This is a genomic window from Promicromonospora sukumoe 327MFSha3.1, assembly GCF_000385135.1.
GTDB lineage: Bacteria > Actinomycetota > Actinomycetes > Actinomycetales > Cellulomonadaceae > Promicromonospora > Promicromonospora sukumoe_B.
Window position 1 is genome coordinate 131501 of sequence record NZ_ARQM01000016.1, and the last position, 14080, is coordinate 145580.

At 71.3% G+C, this 14080-nt stretch carries 13 protein-coding genes and 1 tRNA gene; 7 read left to right on the top strand and 7 right to left on the bottom strand.

Annotated features, from left to right (window positions below; genetic code table 11):
* The 5 genes from H291_RS0125565 (at position 1) to H291_RS0125585 (ending at position 4612) form a co-directional block, all read left to right on the top strand.
* Positions 1-984 (top strand): ABC transporter ATP-binding protein, encoded by a 984-nt coding sequence (locus tag H291_RS0125565; protein WP_020017877.1) that lies wholly within the window; start codon positions 1-3, stop codon positions 982-984.
* Positions 981-1772 carry an ABC transporter permease gene (locus H291_RS0125570; RefSeq protein ID WP_020017878.1) on the top strand — a complete coding sequence of 264 codons (792 nt, stop codon included), beginning with the start codon at positions 981-983 and terminating at the stop codon, positions 1770-1772. Before H291_RS0125565 ends, H291_RS0125570 begins: the two co-directional genes overlap by 4 nt.
* Positions 1773-1803: 31 nt before the next feature.
* On the top strand, positions 1804-2538 hold the full coding sequence (locus H291_RS0125575) for a glutamine amidotransferase (RefSeq protein WP_020017879.1): 735 nt from the start codon (positions 1804-1806) through the stop codon (positions 2536-2538).
* 271 nt (positions 2539-2809) lie between these two features.
* Positions 2810-3922 carry a 3-deoxy-7-phosphoheptulonate synthase gene (locus tag H291_RS0125580; protein ID WP_020017880.1) on the top strand — a complete coding sequence of 371 codons (1113 nt, stop codon included), beginning with the start codon at positions 2810-2812 and terminating at the stop codon, positions 3920-3922.
* A 66-nt stretch (positions 3923-3988) separates the two neighbouring features.
* Complete coding sequence (locus tag H291_RS0125585) at positions 3989-4612, top strand: hypothetical protein (RefSeq protein ID WP_157237347.1); 624 nt, start codon at positions 3989-3991, stop codon at positions 4610-4612.
* 4 nt (positions 4613-4616) lie between these two features.
* Here H291_RS0125585 and H291_RS0125590 read toward each other — a convergent pair whose 3' ends face one another.
* The 5 genes from H291_RS0125590 to H291_RS33950 all read right to left on the bottom strand — a co-directional run bounded on the left by H291_RS0125590 (position 4617) and on the right by H291_RS33950 (position 8498).
* On the bottom strand, positions 4617-6014 hold the full coding sequence (locus H291_RS0125590; RefSeq protein ID WP_020017882.1) for a DUF4232 domain-containing protein: 1398 nt from the start codon (positions 6012-6014) through the stop codon (positions 4617-4619).
* A gap of 22 nt (positions 6015-6036) precedes the next feature.
* Positions 6037-7272, bottom strand: a complete 1236-nt coding sequence (locus H291_RS0125595; RefSeq protein ID WP_020017883.1) for an NAD(P)/FAD-dependent oxidoreductase — start codon at positions 7270-7272, stop codon at positions 6037-6039.
* A gap of 384 nt (positions 7273-7656) precedes the next feature.
* Positions 7657-7733, bottom strand: a tRNA-Pro gene (locus H291_RS0125600).
* A 133-nt stretch (positions 7734-7866) separates the two neighbouring features.
* On the bottom strand, positions 7867-8334 hold the full coding sequence (locus H291_RS0125605; protein WP_020017884.1) for a RidA family protein: 468 nt from the start codon (positions 8332-8334) through the stop codon (positions 7867-7869).
* A complete protein-coding gene (locus tag H291_RS33950) occupies positions 8331-8498 on the bottom strand; it encodes a DUF4177 domain-containing protein (RefSeq protein ID WP_020017885.1) in 168 nt (55 codons plus the stop codon). The genes H291_RS0125605 and H291_RS33950 overlap by 4 nt, the downstream gene beginning before the upstream one ends.
* 193 nt (positions 8499-8691) lie before the next feature.
* On the opposite strand from H291_RS33950, the gene H291_RS31685 reads away from it, so the two are divergent.
* Together H291_RS31685 and H291_RS0125620 are read left to right on the top strand one after the other, a co-directional pair.
* Positions 8692-11028, top strand: a complete 2337-nt coding sequence (locus tag H291_RS31685) for a transglycosylase domain-containing protein (RefSeq protein WP_033328012.1) — start codon at positions 8692-8694, stop codon at positions 11026-11028.
* 5 nt (positions 11029-11033) lie between these two features.
* Positions 11034-11972 (top strand): metallophosphoesterase, encoded by a 939-nt coding sequence (locus H291_RS0125620; RefSeq protein WP_020017887.1) that lies wholly within the window; start codon positions 11034-11036, stop codon positions 11970-11972.
* A gap of 59 nt (positions 11973-12031) precedes the next feature.
* On the opposite strand, the gene H291_RS0125625 is transcribed toward H291_RS0125620, so the two are convergent.
* Entirely contained in the window at positions 12032-12709 is a 678-nt protein-coding gene (locus H291_RS0125625; RefSeq protein WP_026366137.1) for a Crp/Fnr family transcriptional regulator, read from the bottom strand.
* Between the two features lie 240 nt (positions 12710-12949).
* Positions 12950-14065, bottom strand: a complete 1116-nt coding sequence (locus H291_RS0125630) for a bifunctional 2-methylcitrate synthase/citrate synthase (protein ID WP_020017889.1) — start codon at positions 14063-14065, stop codon at positions 12950-12952.
* Between the last annotated feature and the right edge of the window lie 15 nt (positions 14066-14080).

Below are 14080 nucleotides of genomic sequence, written 5' to 3' on the forward strand. Positions count from 1 at the left end.
ATGACGTCCCCAGTCGTCGAAGTCCGCAACCTCCGCAAGACCTATCCCGGCGCCGGCCGCGGCGCCGCCCCCAAGACCGCGGTCGCCGACGTGTCCTTCCAGGTGGCGCGCGGCGAGATCTTCGGGATCCTCGGCCCCAACGGGGCCGGCAAGACCACGACCGTCGAGTGCCTCGCCGGCCTCCGGGCAGCCGACGGCGGCGACATCCAGGTGCTCGGCAACAACCCCCGGACCGACCCGATGTCGGTGCGCCAGCACGTCGGCGTCCAGCTCCAGGAGGCCGCGCTGCACGACAACATCACCGTCGACGAGGCGATGCGCGTCTTCGCCTCGTTCTACCCCGACCCGGCGTCCGTGCCGGAGCTCCTCGACCTCCTGGACCTGACCGCCCACGGCAAGCAGCGGTTCGGCAAGCTGTCCGGCGGCCAGAAGCAGCGACTCTCCATCGCACTCGCGCTGGTGGGCAAGCCGCAGGTGGCCATCCTCGACGAGCTCACCACCGGCCTCGACCCCGCCGCCCGCCGCGCCACGTGGGACCTGGTCGAGCGGGTCCGGGACTCCGGGGTGACCATCCTGCTCGTCACCCACTTCATGGACGAGGCCGAGCGGCTCTGCGACCGGCTCGCCGTGATCGACAAGGGGCGCGTCGTCACCGAGGGCACGCCCGCCTCGCTCATCGAGAGCCTGGACGGGTCCCGCGGTGTGCGGCTCCGGTTCGCCGACCCGGCCGCCCGCCGGCGGGCCGCCGACCTCCTCACGCTGCTCTCCCGGCAGGACGACGACGTCGCCGCCGTCCGCACCACCGCCGACGAGATCGAGGTGACGGGCACGCGCAGGGCGCTGTTCGCCGTCGTGCAGGCGCTGGCGCCCGCCGAGCTCGTGCCCGATGACGTCCGTACCGTCACACGCACCCTCGAGGACGTGTTCGTCCAGGTCACCGGGCGGCAGTACCAGGCAGACGAGAACGAGGAGGTGGCGGCATGAGCGCCGTCGGAACGGTCAGCGCCGCGCGGAGCGCCCGCGGCTTCGGCACCCTGTTCGCCACCGAGGCGAGGGTGTGGCTGCGGGACCCGGGAGCCGTGTTCTTCGCGCTCGTGTTCCCGGTGCTGCTCCTGGTCGCGCTCGGCCTGGTCATCCCCGACTTCCGCACGCCGATGGACGATCCGGGCCTGCCGTGGGAGAACGCGCCCGCCGTCACCATCTGGATGCCGACCGTCCTGGCGCTCGCGGTCGCCACGATCTCCCTGACCACCATGCCCGTGCAGTTCGCGACGTTCCGCGAGAAGGGCGTCCTGCGCCGGCTGGCGACCACGCCGATGCCCCCGCAGAACCTGATCGGCGCGCACCTGGTGATCAACGTGCTGGCGCTGCTCGTCGCCGCGGCGGCCGCCGTCGTCGGGGGCATGACGGTGCTGGGCATCCCGGCTGCCGTCGACCCGCTGGTCGTGCTCCTGTGCTTCGTGCTCGCGACCACCGCGATGTTCTCCCTCGGCCTGCTGGTCGCCGCGCGAGCCGCGCGGGGCACCTCGGCGTCGGGCCTCGGGATGCTGATCTACTTCCCGTCGCTCCTGTTCTCCGGCGTCTGGGTGCCGCTGCCGGTGATGCCCGACTGGATGTCGGAGGTCTCGAAGTACACCCCGATCGGAGCGGCTGCCCAGGGCATGCTGGCGGGCTGGTTCGGCGACGGCTTCCCCCTCGCGCAGGTGCTCGTCATGCTGGCCTGGACGGTGGTGCTGTTCCCGCTCGGCGTCAAGCTCTTCCGGTGGACGTGACCGCTGGTCAGGGGTCCCCTACGCTCGTGTCATGAAGCCGTTTCTGCTGCTCGCGACGCGCGCGGAGGACCTCGCCGCGGACGGCGAGTACGAGGCGTTCCGCCGGTACGGAGGCCTCGAACCGGAGCAGCTGCACCGGGTGCGCCTCGAGCGCGACCCGCTGCCGCCCGTCGACCTGGACGACTACTCGGGCGTCCTCGTCGGCGGGGGACCCTTCAACTCCTCGGACCCCGCGGAGCTGAAGGGTCCCGCGCAACGGCGGGTCGAGGCCGAGCTGTCGGGGCTGCTCGACGAGATCGTGGCGCGCGACTTCCCGTTCCTGGGCGCCTGCTACGGCGTCGGCACCCTCGGGGCGCACCAGGGCGCGGTGATCGACTCGACCTACGCCGAGCCCGTGGGGCCCGTGACCATCGAGCTCGGCCCGGACGCCGCGGACGACCCGCTGCTGGCCGGGCTCCCGCAGTCGTTCGCCGCGTACGTCGGCCACAAGGAGGCGGTCCGCAAGCTGCCCGACCACGCCGTGCTGCTCGCGTCGTCGGCCGGCTGCCCGGTCCAGATGTTCCGGATCAAGCAGAACCTGTACGCCACGCAGTTCCACCCCGAGCTCGACGGTCAGGGCATCGACCAGCGGATCGCCGTCTACCGCGAGTACGGGTACTTCCCGCCCGAGGAGGCGGAGCTGGTCCGGGAGCGCTGCCTCGCCGTCGAGGTCACGGAGCCGCTGCGCATCATGCGGGCGTTCGTGGAGCGGTACGCGCGTGTGTGATCGACCGCATCCTAAGATCCGGTGGACAGCCGCCAGGGGTGCGGCTACCGTTTTGGCCGTGGACATCCGTTGGTATTGGCGCTTTACGTCGGCTCCTGGTGGAGCTCGGCGGGCGTACGCCTGACCAACTTTCCACCCGGAGCCAGGGCCTGGGACGCCGATCGCGTCCAGGCCCTTCGTCTTTGCCGAGACGGGCCGCTCCGGACAGGAGTCGGTGGCGGGCCGTCCGGTTCCTCGAACCAGACCCCGCCAACTTGGAGCCCCGATCCCGATGAGCATCACCCCCGCGGAACCCAGCACCGAGGCGACGACCGACCTCGGTACCCGCACCTCCGACCTGCGCATCCGCGCTCTCGACCCGCTGCCCGCCCCGCGCGGCCTGCTGGAGTCGATGCCGCTCGGCACGGCCCGCAGCGACCTCGTCACGACGTCCCGCCGCGAGGTGCGTGACGTCCTGACCGGCGAGGACGACCGTCTCCTGACGATCGTCGGCCCGTGCTCGGTGCACGACCCGGCCGCCGCGCTGGAGTACGCCGGACGGCTCGCCGCGCTCCGGCGTGAGCTCTCCGACGACCTCGTCGTCGTGATGCGCGTGTACTTCGAGAAGCCGCGCACCACCGTGGGCTGGAAGGGCCTCATCAACGACCCGCACCTGGACGGCTCGCACGACGTGCGGCACGGCCTGAACCTGGCCCGCGAGGTGCTGCTCGGGGTGCTCGACGCCGGGGTGCCCGCCGCGACCGAGTTCCTGGAGCCCACCAGCCCGCAGTACATCGCCGACGCCGTGACCTGGGGCGCGATCGGTGCCCGCAACGTGGAGTCGCAGGTGCACCGCCAGCTCGCCTCCGGCCTGTCGATGCCCGTCGGGTTCAAGAACGCGACCGACGGCGACGTGCAGATCGCCGTGGACGGCTGCATCACCGCCGCCAGCGAGCACACCTTCTTCGGGGCCGACGCCGAGGGGCGCGCCGCCGCCGTCGAGACGACCGGCAACCCCGACTGCCACGTGATCCTGCGCGGCGGCCGCTCCGGCCCCAACTACTCGCAGGAGGACGTCGCCGCCGCCCTGAGCGTGACCCGCGGCTCCGGGCTCGGCGGGGCCGTCGAGACCGGCGTGATCGTCGACGCGAGCCACGCCAACTCGGGCAAGGACCACGTGCGCCAGGCCGGCGTCGTGCACGAGATCGCCAACCGCATCGCCGACGGCGAGCACGGCATCACGGGCGTCATGATGGAGAGCTTCCTGGAGGCCGGCGCACAGCAGCCCGGCCCGCTGTCGGAGCTGGTGTACGGCCAGTCCGTCACCGACAAGTGCATGGACTGGGAGACCACGGAGGACTTGCTCCGCGACCTCGCCAAGGCAGTTCGCGAGCGGCGGGGCTGACCTCGCACGAGACCGGCCGGGCCCTGTGGCCCGGCCGGTCTTGTCCTGCCGCCCTATCCTGTGCGGATGGTGGATGTGAGCGGGGACGTGGGTTCGGAGCGGCGGCGTGGCCGTCGCGGGGCATGGGCGGTGGGCGCGGCCGTGGTGGTGGTGGCGTTGGTCGCCGGCATCGGCGTCTGGCAGTACGCGGCGCGCGACGCCCGGATCGTGGCGGAGGGCGTCACCCTGAGCGGAGGCATGGTGTTCCCGGACTGCCTTCCGCGGATGGCCCTGGCCGTGTACGGCACCAGCGACGACGTGGCCGTGGGGCAGACGGTGCGCAACCCGTCGCGGTGGCCGGTCACGGTGACCAGCTCCGATCCGGAGGTGTTCCGGTTCGAGGCGCCGAGCGATGACCCGGGTGATGACATCGCGGTCTATTCTGCCGACGGCGCTGCGCCCGCCGATGCCTCCGGTCAGGTCGTGCTGCCGCCGGGGCGTGCGGTCACGATGTGGATCGTCGACCCGCAGCGGGGCAAAATCCAGGACTCCTCCACCGTCTGGTACGAGTTCGACGAGGTACCCGTGACGCTGCGGACGCTCGGCGTGGAGCGTGAGAGCTCGATCCGGCTGCCCGGCGCGCTCTACGTCGGCGGCGGCAAGGACGGCGAGCAGCTCGGCGCGGCGCTGCAGGAGGCGTGCGACGCCTGACCGCTCAGTCGGCCTGGGTCCACGGCCCGAGGCGCACCTCCGCGCCGTCGAGGACATCGAGGCCGGTCGCCGGGGTGCCGTCCGTCGTCACGTCGAGCGGTACCGGGTCGGCGCCCGGGACCGCGGTGACCTCGATCGTCGTGGTGGTGTCCGGGTCGTTCGCCGTGGACATGGCGCGCCAGAGCAGCGGGGCGAGCACTGTCCCGCCGTCGGGCACCACCACGCGGCCGGGCACGACGCCCGGCTCGTAGGGCTCGATCGTGACGTCCTCCTGGGGCTGCCCGGCCTCGTTCTCGAAGACGAGGTCGGGCACGCTCTCGACTGCGCACGGCCCGCCCGACACGTTGGTGGCCCGGACGGAGGCGCCGCGCGTGCCCGCCGCCGAGTCCACGGCGCCGAACGCGAACTCGAGGTCCTGGCCGGTGCAGTCGGGGGCTGCGGGGTCCTCGGCCCAAGGGTCGGCGTCGCCGAACGGTTCGAGGGTGTGGGGCGCGTACCCGGCGGGTTCCACGCCGGACACCCAGCCGGTCGTCTCGGTGTACGCGGCATCCGTGACCGTGTAGGCGAGCGGGTGGTCCGCCGTCGCGAAGTCCTGGGTGTCGAGCCAGCTGCGCAGGTCAGCGAGGTTCTGCGACCCTTCCTCGGCGTCGGACCGGAGCGTGATCCGCTGTTCCTGGGAGAGGTAGGTGGCGTCCACGACGCCCGGCCGGCCCGCCGCGGCGACGAGCAGCCGGACCGCGTCGACGTCGGGCACGCGGGTCGCGGCCCGGAAGAGGACGCCGGGGGCCTGGAGCTCGACGCCGCGCTCCAGCTCCTCCGCCGCGCGGGCGATCCCGAGGAGGTCGTCGCGGGTCGCGGCGGACACGTGGGCGGTCGCGGCCAGCGGGTCGTCGTCCCACGAACCGTCGCCACGACCGCCGAGGCCGAGATCCACGGTCGTGGCTCCCGCCGCGAGGAGGTCGAAGCCGTCCTCCACGGCGTCGGCCACGACCTCCGATGTCGTGTCCGGCCCGGTGCTGACGCCGAGCCCCGGTCCGCCGACGAAGCTCGACGCCACGGTGATGTTCTCCCCGTCGTCCACCCGTCCCGCCGCCGCGACCAGGAGGCGGTGCGCCTCCCCGGCGGCCTCGCCCGCGGCGCGCGGCTCGAGCGGTTCCGCCAGGGCGACCTCGACGCTGACGGTGCTCGGCTGCGGCTCGGTCAGCTGCCCGAAGTTGCCCTGGACGGGCTCGGCCCCGCTGGGGGTCTGGGTGACCGCGACGTCGTCGACGCCGGGGAGCTCACGGACGGCGTCAGCCGCTGACGTCACCTCGGCGGGCGGCACGTCGGCGGACGGCGTGCATCCGGCCAGGACCAGCACGGAGACGGCGGCGAGCGTCAGGACGCGGGGGAGTGGTGGCACCCCGCGATCGTCCCACCGGGGTTCAGCTCACGAAGGCGTCGAGCTCCTCGCGCGGAACCTTCCTCCGAGACCTGATCAGTTCCTCCACACGGTCCATCTGCTCCCACACGTTGACGGCCATCCCGGCCACGACCTGGCCGTCGAGCAGCCAGAACGCCACGAACTCACGGGCGCTCAGGTCGCCCGAGACCACCACGTCGTCGTACCCGCCGGGCACATCGACCCAGCCGGTGTACTCCATGCCGACGTCGTACTGGTCGCTGTAGAAGTAGGGCAGCCGGTCGAACGGCTCGGAGGCGCCGAGCATCGCGCGCCCGGCATGCGCGCCGGTCCGTTCCGCCGTCGCCCAGTGCTCGACCCGCAGGGGGCGCCCGTAGTGGGGCGAGGGGATGCTGGCGACGTCGCCCGCCGCGAAGATGTCCGGGTGCGACGTCGCGAGCGTGCCGTCCACGACGATGCCGCCGCCCTCCGCGGCGGGCCGCAGGTCCAGCCCGGCGACCTCCGCGAGCCCGATGTTCGGGGTGGCGCCGACGCCGACCACCACGACGTCGGCCCCGATCCGGGTCCCGTCGGACAGGTCGACGCCGGTGACCCGGCCCTCCGCGCCCTGCAGTCCGGTGACGGAGGTGCGGCGCAGCAGGCGCACGTCGTGCTCGGCGTGCACGCCCGCGTAGAAGTCGCCCATCTCGGGTCCCAGAACGCGGCCCAGGGGGTGCGTCCCTCGACCCACGATCGTGACGTCCAGCCCGAGGGTCCGGGCCGACGCCGCGACCTCCAGCCCGATCCAGCCGTCGCCGACGACGGCGACCCGGCCGACGCCCTCCAGCGAAGCCTCGAGCAGCATGCTGGAGATGCGGTCGGAGTCGTCGATGGTGCGCAGGTAGTGCACGCCGGCGAGGTCGGTGCCCGTGACGTCGAGCGGCCGCGGCGTCGAGCCGGGCGCGAGGAGCAGCTTCGCGAAGGGAAGGGTGGCGCCGTCGGAGAGCGTCAGGGTGTGCTCGTCCGGGTTCAGCCCGACCACGGTCTCGTTGGTGCGGACGGTGACCTCGTGCTCGCGGTACCAGGCCTGGTCCAGCGGGAACACGGCGTCGCGCTCGGCCTCGCCCCGCAGGTAGTCCTTGCTCAGGGGCGGGCGCTCGTACGGGTGATGGGGCTCGCTCGTGACGACCACCAGGTCGCCGCGGTACCCCTCCTTGCGCAGCGCTTCCGCGGCGCGGGCGGTCGTCAGTCCACCGCCGATCAGAACGTACGGGTTCATCGGACGCCTCCTGGGATCGGACTCCTGGGTAGGCGATCAGTCTTGCACCCGAGATGGATGCGGGCAGTCTGTCCACAGCCCGCGACCCGACGGCCCTCGACGTGCGATCCGACAGCCCGCGACGCTTGGCCCGACGCGCGACGGGCCAGTGGACGACGTCGGCCCGTCCGACACCCGACGAGGCACCTCACCTTCGAGGCCTAAGTTTCTTCGCTCTGGGTCGGCCCAAAGCGAAGAAACTTAGGCCTCGAAGGAGAAGCCCACTCGGGCCGACGTCAGCCCGTGTTCCTCAGTTGGTCCCTCGTGGGTCGAGTGCGGGACTCGCCGGACGCACGAAAAAGACCCTCCGGACTGGCATTTCTGCCGGCCGGAGGGCCTTTCACATGGTCGGGGTGACAGGATTTGAACCTGCGACCTCTTCGTCCCGAACGAAGCGCGCTACCAAGCTGCGCCACACCCCGATGGAGTCGACCGCGCATCAGGCACGAAGCCCTTCCGCGGAAGCCTGCTCAGAATAGCCGACGCATGGCCCGGAACGGAAACCGAATCCGTAGTGGCTCCGATCACGCCCGTTCCGGGCCACCCGTGAGGGTGTTACGCGAGCTCGACGACGAGCTCCACCTCGACCGGCGAGTCCAGCGGCAGGACCGCCACGCCGACCGCGGAGCGGGCGTGCAGGCCGGCATCGCCGAAGATCTCGCCGAGCACGGTGGAGGCACCGTTGATGACGCCGGGCTGGCCCGCGAACGACGGGTCGCTCGCGACGAAGCCCACGACCTTGACGATCCGGGAGATCGAGTCGAGCGAGCCGGTGACCGACCGGACGGCCGCCAGCGCGTTCAGGGCGCAGGTGCGGGCGTAGCCCGCGGCGTCGTCGGGGGAGACCAGGCCCTCGCCCTCACCGACCTTGCCGGTGGCCTGCAGGGTGCCCTCCGCGAAGGGGAGCTGGCCGGACGTGTAGACGTAGCGGCCGGTCTGGACGGCCGGCACGTAGGCGGCGACCGGGGCCGCCACCTCGGGGAGCGTGATGCCCAGCTCCGCGAGGCGCTGCTCGTGGCTCATGCGTCACCGCCCGTGGGGCGCTTCAGGTAGGCGACGAGCCCGGTGCCGTCGGGTCCGGGGACCACCTGCACGAGCTCCCAGCCGTCCGAGCCCCATTGGTCGAGGATCGCCTTGGTGTTGTGAATGAGGAGGGGGATCGTCGCGTACTCCCACTTCGTTGCCATGCCGACGATGCTAGCCCGCGATCGACGACGGCGATTCCGCACGAGACCTGCACACCGGCCGGGTCGGTTTTCGGCGTGCCCTGTCAGTGACACCCCGTAACCTGGGCGCATGGCCATGGCGAACCCTCGCGAGCCGCGCCGGATCACTCGGACCATACCCGCGGCTCAGCTCATCGGACTCCTTCTTGCATTCGTGCTCACGGCTGGTGCCGGCGGTGTGATCGCGGCCGGGCTGGTGATCCCGCTGGCGTCCGGCATGGACACCGCGGTCGACACCGGGGTCGAGGTGTTCGAGGAGGTGCCCGCCGAGCTGGTGCCGGGCCCGCTCTCGGAGCAGTCGCAGATCTACGCGGCCGACGGCAAGACGAAGCTGGCGACGTTCTACCAGCAGAACCGCATCGTCGTGCCGCTCGACAAGGTCTCGAAGCACATGAAGGACGCCGTCATCGCCATCGAGGACGAGCGGTTCTACACGCACGGCGGCGTCGACCCCGAGGGCATCTCGCGTGCCGCGCTGCAGAACTTCGGCGGCGGTGACACCCAGGGCGCGTCGACGCTGACGCAGCAGTACGTGAAGAACGTGCTGATCGAGGAGTCCATCCGCGCGGGCGACACCTTCGGCGTGCTGGAGGCCCGCGAGAGCTCGCTCACGCGAAAGCTGCGCGAGGCGAAGCTCGCGATCGCCATCGAGAAGGAGATGCCGAAGGACGACATCCTCCAGGGCTACCTCAACATCGCGCAGTTCGGCACGAGCGTGTACGGCGTCGAGACGGCCTCGCAGCACTACTTCAACAAGTCCTCGAAGGACCTGTCGGTCGTCGAGGCGGCGACCATCGCCGGTATCACCAAGGCGCCGAGCCAGTTCGACCCGGTGGCCAACCCCGACGACGCGGAGGTGCGCCGCAACCTCGTGATCGGCAAGATGTGGCAGCTGGGCTACATCTCCACCGCCGAGCGCGACGAGGCGATGGCCACCAAGCTCGCGGACACGCTCGACGTCCAGCCCATCGACGTCGGCTGTGACTCGGCGGGCGGCGCGGCCTTCTTCTGCGACTACGTGATCAAGGAGATCATGGCGAACCCCGAGTTCGGGGAGACCCGTCAGGACCGGTACGACCTGCTGTACCGCGGCGGTCTCCGGATCGTCACCACGATGGACGTCAAGATGCAGAAGGCTGCCGCGAAGACGATCCGCCAGGCGGTCCCGGCCGACAACGCCTACGACCTCGAGGCCGCGGTCACCTCGGTCGAGCCGGGCACCGGCCAGATCAAGGCGATGGCGCAGAACGTGCCGTACGACCCGCGGGCGGAGGCGGAGGGGCGGTCGACCGCGCAGAACTACTCGGCCGACTACAGCCACGGCAACTCGCGCGGGTTCCAGGTGGGCTCGAACTTCAAGCCGTTCGTGCTGGCCGAGTGGCTGCGCAGCGGGCACACGCTCAACCAACGCGTCAGCGCCAACTCCTACTCGGCCTACGAGACGGCGTTCACGGCCAACGGCTGCGTGCACGCCTTCACGCACCAGCCGTGGAACGTGTCCAACGTGGACGGGTCCGCCAGCGGGTCGGTGAGCGTGCTCCAGGGCACCTTCCAGTCCCTCAACACGGTGTACGCCCGGATGTCGCAGCAGCTCGACCTCTGCCAGGTGCAGAAGACGGCCTGGGACGTCGGCTTCCGGCCGATGACGTCCGGCCTGTCGTACGAGGGCGTGGGCCAGTTCCGGACGATCGACAACCCGAAGCAGAAGGACATCGACGTGATGGCGTCGATGACCCTCGGCACCCAGGCCTCGACGCCGGTCAACCAGGCCGCCGCGTTCGCGACCTTCGCCTCGGGCGGCACCTACTGCAACCCCATCGCGATCCTCGAGGTCAAGGACCACGAGGGCAAGGAGATCGACGTCCCGTCGGCCGACTGCAAGCAGACGCTGGAGCCCGAGGTCGCCAACACCGTGGCCTACGCCATGACCAAGGTCTTCCAGACCAGCCCGTTCGGTACGGCCTGGGCGCTGTCCCCGGGTCTCGGTGACGGCCGCCCCGTGGCCGGCAAGACCGGTACGACGAACGACGCCATGCAGAGCTGGTTCACCGGCTACACGCCCGAGCTCTCCACCTCGGTCTGGGTGGGCGAGGCCAGCGGCAACGTGCCGCACATGAACGTGTACCTGCCGGCGATGTCCTGGTACGACAGCTCGGCCAAGGTCGGCCCGATGTACGGCGGCACCATCGCCGCGCCCACGTGGCGCCGGTACATGGACCAGGCCGTGGCCGGCCTGCCGAAGACGGCCTTCCCCGCCCCGGACCCCAAGCTCGTCGGCAAGCAGCCGGTCACGCCCAAGCCGAACAACAGCAACAACGGCGGCGGCAACAACAACGGTGGCGGTAACAACGGCGGCGGTTCCGGCAACGGCGGCGGCGGGAACAACGGCGGCGGCGACAACGGCGGTGGTGGCGACAACGGCGGTGGTGGCCGTGGCGACGCCGCGGTCGGCGGCGGCCCCGGTGGTGGCGACAACGGCGGAGACGACTGATCCGCATGGGGACGCTGGGTAACGTCGGCAAGGCTCTCGGGATCGTCGGGGGCGTCGCCGTCGCCGGTATCGCCTACGCGCACCTGGAGAGCAAGCTCTTCCGGGTGCGCCGGGTGACCGTGCCGGTGCTGCCCCCGGGGCAGCGGCCGATCCGCATCCTCCAGATCGCCGACCTGCACCTGACCCCGAGCCAGCGCACCAAGCAGGCCTGGGTCCGGTCGCTGGCCGCGCTCGAGCCCGACCTGGTGATCAACACGGGCGACAACTTCGGGCACCAGCAGTCGCTGGCCCCGCTGCTCGACGTCCTGGGCCAGCTCATGGACGTGCCCGGCGCGTTCGTCATGGGGTCGAACGACTACTACGCGCCGGCGTTCAAGAACCCGGCCCGGTACCTGCTGCCGGACGCCCGCGTCGAGGGCGGCGAGAAGGTGCCGCTGCCCACCGAGTCGCTCCGCAAGGCGTTCACGGACGCCGGCTGGGTCGACCTGGACAACCGGCGCGGCCTCGTCGAGCTGCGCGACGGACGCACCGTCGGGCTGGTCGGCATGGACGACCCACACCTCGACCTCGACGTCATGCCCGAGCCGGGCCGCGCGCCGGGCGAGGAGGACGCCGTGCTGCGCCTCGGCGTCGTGCACGCGCCCTACCAGCGGGTGCTGAACCAGCTCAAGGACGACGGCGTCGACGCGATCATCGCGGGCCACACCCACGGCGGGCAGCTGTGCCTGCCGTGGTACGGCGCCCTCGTGACCAACTGCGACCTGGACCGCGGCCGCGCGTCCGGCCTGCACGGCTGGCCCGGCCCGCGTCCCGACCGCGAGGGCGGCGAGGACTCGACGTGGCTGCATGTCTCGGCGGGCGCCGGCACGTCGCCGTACACCCAGGTGCGCTTCGCATGCCCGCCTGAGGCGACGCTGATGACCCTGACGGCCCGCGGGGTCTGATCGACGACAAGGAGGCCAGGTGATCCGTTCGGATCACCTGGCCTCCTTGTCGTCGCGGGTCAGCGCGCCCGGCGCTCCAGCCGGTCGAGGTCCAGCAGCACGACGGCGCGGCCCTCGCGGCGCACCCAGCCGCGGGTCGCGAAGTCGGCCAGGGCCTTGTTGACGGTCTCGCGGGAGGCGCCGACGAGCTGCGCCAGCTCCTCCTGCGTGAGGTCGTGCGCCACGCGGATGCCGTCGTCGTTGGGCTCGCCGAACCGGGTCGACAGGTCCAGCAGCGCCTTGGCGACGCGGCCGGGGACGTCGGAGAACACCAGGTCCGCGAGGGTCTCGTTGGTGCGGCGCAGCCGGCGCGCGAGCGCGCCCAGCAGCTGGGTCGCGACACCCGGGTGATCCGCGATCCACTTCACGAGCGAGTCGTGACGCAGCTCGTAGACCACCGAGTCCGAGACGGACGAGGCCGACGCCGTGCGGGGGCCCGGGTCGAACAGGGACAGCTCACCGAACATCTCGCCCGGGCCCAGGATCGACAGCAGGTTCTCGCGGCCGTCACTCGACCGGCGACCCAGCTTGATCTTGCCCTGCGCAATGACATAGAGCCGGTCGCCCGGTTCGCCCTCGCGGAAGAGCACGTCACCCCGGACCAGCTCCACGGGCACCATGGACTCGAAGAGCGCGTGCGTCTCCTCGCCTTCCATGTCCGCGAAGAGGGGGGCAGAGAGTACGACTTCGTCGTCCACCAGTGGTGTCCTCACGTGTCGGGGACTTTCGTCCATCAGTCTTTTCCACCTCTCAGTCTGCCTCAATGTCACGAGATTGCCGGGTCATCGGTGTCTCTCGTGGCGTCCGCGTGGCGTGCAGCCCGACGCGATCGTCCGCCTCATGCGGGATGTCGGCTTTGCCCAGCACGAAGTAGGACGCCCGTCCATAAATCCTAGGGGTGTCACCTGGGAGTTCGGAACGGGCGTCCTGGGAACCGGTCAGGGAACCTCGCGCTGCTCCGGTCCGACGTACTCGCACACCGGCCGGATCAGCGAGTTGGCGGCCCGCTGCTCCATGATGTGCGCCGTCCACCCGGTGATCCGGGAGGCCACGAACAGCGGCGTGAAGATGTTCGTGTCGAACCCGATCAGGTGGTACGCCGGGCCGGCGGGGTAGTCCAGGTTCGGCTTGATGTTCTTGGCCGAGACCATGGCGTTCTCGAGCGTGTCGTACAGCTCGATCACCGCCGAGTCGCCGTAGTGCGCGGCGAGGTCGCCGAGCACGGCCCGCATGGTCGGCACGCGGGAGTCGCCGTTCTTGTAGACCCGGTGGCCGAACCCCATGATCTTCTTCTTCTGCGCGAGCGCGTCCTCGAGCCAGGCCTCGGCCTTGTCGGCCGTGCCGATCTCCTCGAACGTGGCCTGCACGGCCTCGTTCGCGCCGCCGTGCAGCGGGCCCTTGAGGGCGCCGATGGCCCCGGTGACGGCCGAGTGCAGGTCGGCGAGCGTCGAGGTGATGACGCGCGCGGTGAACGTGGACGCGTTGAACGAGTGCTCGGCGTACAGCACCATCGAGGCCTCGAACGCCTGCACGACGGCGGGCTCGGCCTCCTCCCCGAAGGTCATCCACAGGAAGTTGGCGGAGTAGCCGAGGTCGTCCCGCGGGTGCACGATCTCCTGGCCCCGGCGACGGCGCTGGTCGAGCGCGACGACGGCGGGCAGGACCGCCCACAGCCGCAGCGCCTTGGCGAGCTCCGCCTCGGGCGAGGAGTCCTCGGCCTGCGGGTCGTGCGCCCCCAGGATCGACACCGCGGTGCGGCACACGTCCATGGGGTGGCAGTCGACGGGCAGCTCGAGGATCGCGTCGCGGATGTTGTCCGGCAGCTCGCGGTGGACCCGCTCGGCCGCCGTCTGCTCGGTGAGCTGGGCGGGGGTCGGCAGCTCGCCGTGCCACAGCAGGTAGGCGACCTCCTCGAAGGACTTCTTCGCGGCCAGCTCCTGCACCGGGTAGCCCCGGTACAGCAGCGAGTTGGTGTCCGGGTTGACCTTCGAGATGGCCGACGTGTCGGCGACGACGCCGGCCAGACCCTTCCGGATCTCCGTGGTCTCGGTCATGAGCACTCCTTCGTG

Bases quoted from the DNA above. Each gene is read 5' to 3' on its own strand.
- H291_RS33950 (WP_020017885.1), bottom strand. From the start codon at position 8,498: ATGGCAACGAAGTGGGAGTACGCGACGATCCCCCTCCTCATTCACAAC.
- H291_RS0125630 (WP_020017889.1), bottom strand. From the start codon at position 14,065: ATGACCGAGACCACGGAGATCCGGAAGGGTCTGGCCGGCGTCGTCGCC.
- H291_RS0125565 (WP_020017877.1), top strand. From the start codon at position 1: ATGACGTCCCCAGTCGTCGAAGTCCGCAACCTCCGCAAGACCTATCCC.
- H291_RS0125570 (WP_020017878.1), top strand. From the start codon at position 981: ATGAGCGCCGTCGGAACGGTCAGCGCCGCGCGGAGCGCCCGCGGCTTC.
- H291_RS0125605 (WP_020017884.1), bottom strand. From the start codon at position 8,334: ATGAGCCACGAGCAGCGCCTCGCGGAGCTGGGCATCACGCTCCCCGAG.
- H291_RS0125620 (WP_020017887.1), top strand. From the start codon at position 11,034: ATGGGGACGCTGGGTAACGTCGGCAAGGCTCTCGGGATCGTCGGGGGC.
- H291_RS0125595 (WP_020017883.1), bottom strand. From the start codon at position 7,272: ATGAACCCGTACGTTCTGATCGGCGGTGGACTGACGACCGCCCGCGCC.
- H291_RS0125575 (WP_020017879.1), top strand. From the start codon at position 1,804: ATGAAGCCGTTTCTGCTGCTCGCGACGCGCGCGGAGGACCTCGCCGCG.
- H291_RS0125585 (WP_157237347.1), top strand. From the start codon at position 3,989: ATGGTGGATGTGAGCGGGGACGTGGGTTCGGAGCGGCGGCGTGGCCGT.
- H291_RS0125580 (WP_020017880.1), top strand. From the start codon at position 2,810: ATGAGCATCACCCCCGCGGAACCCAGCACCGAGGCGACGACCGACCTC.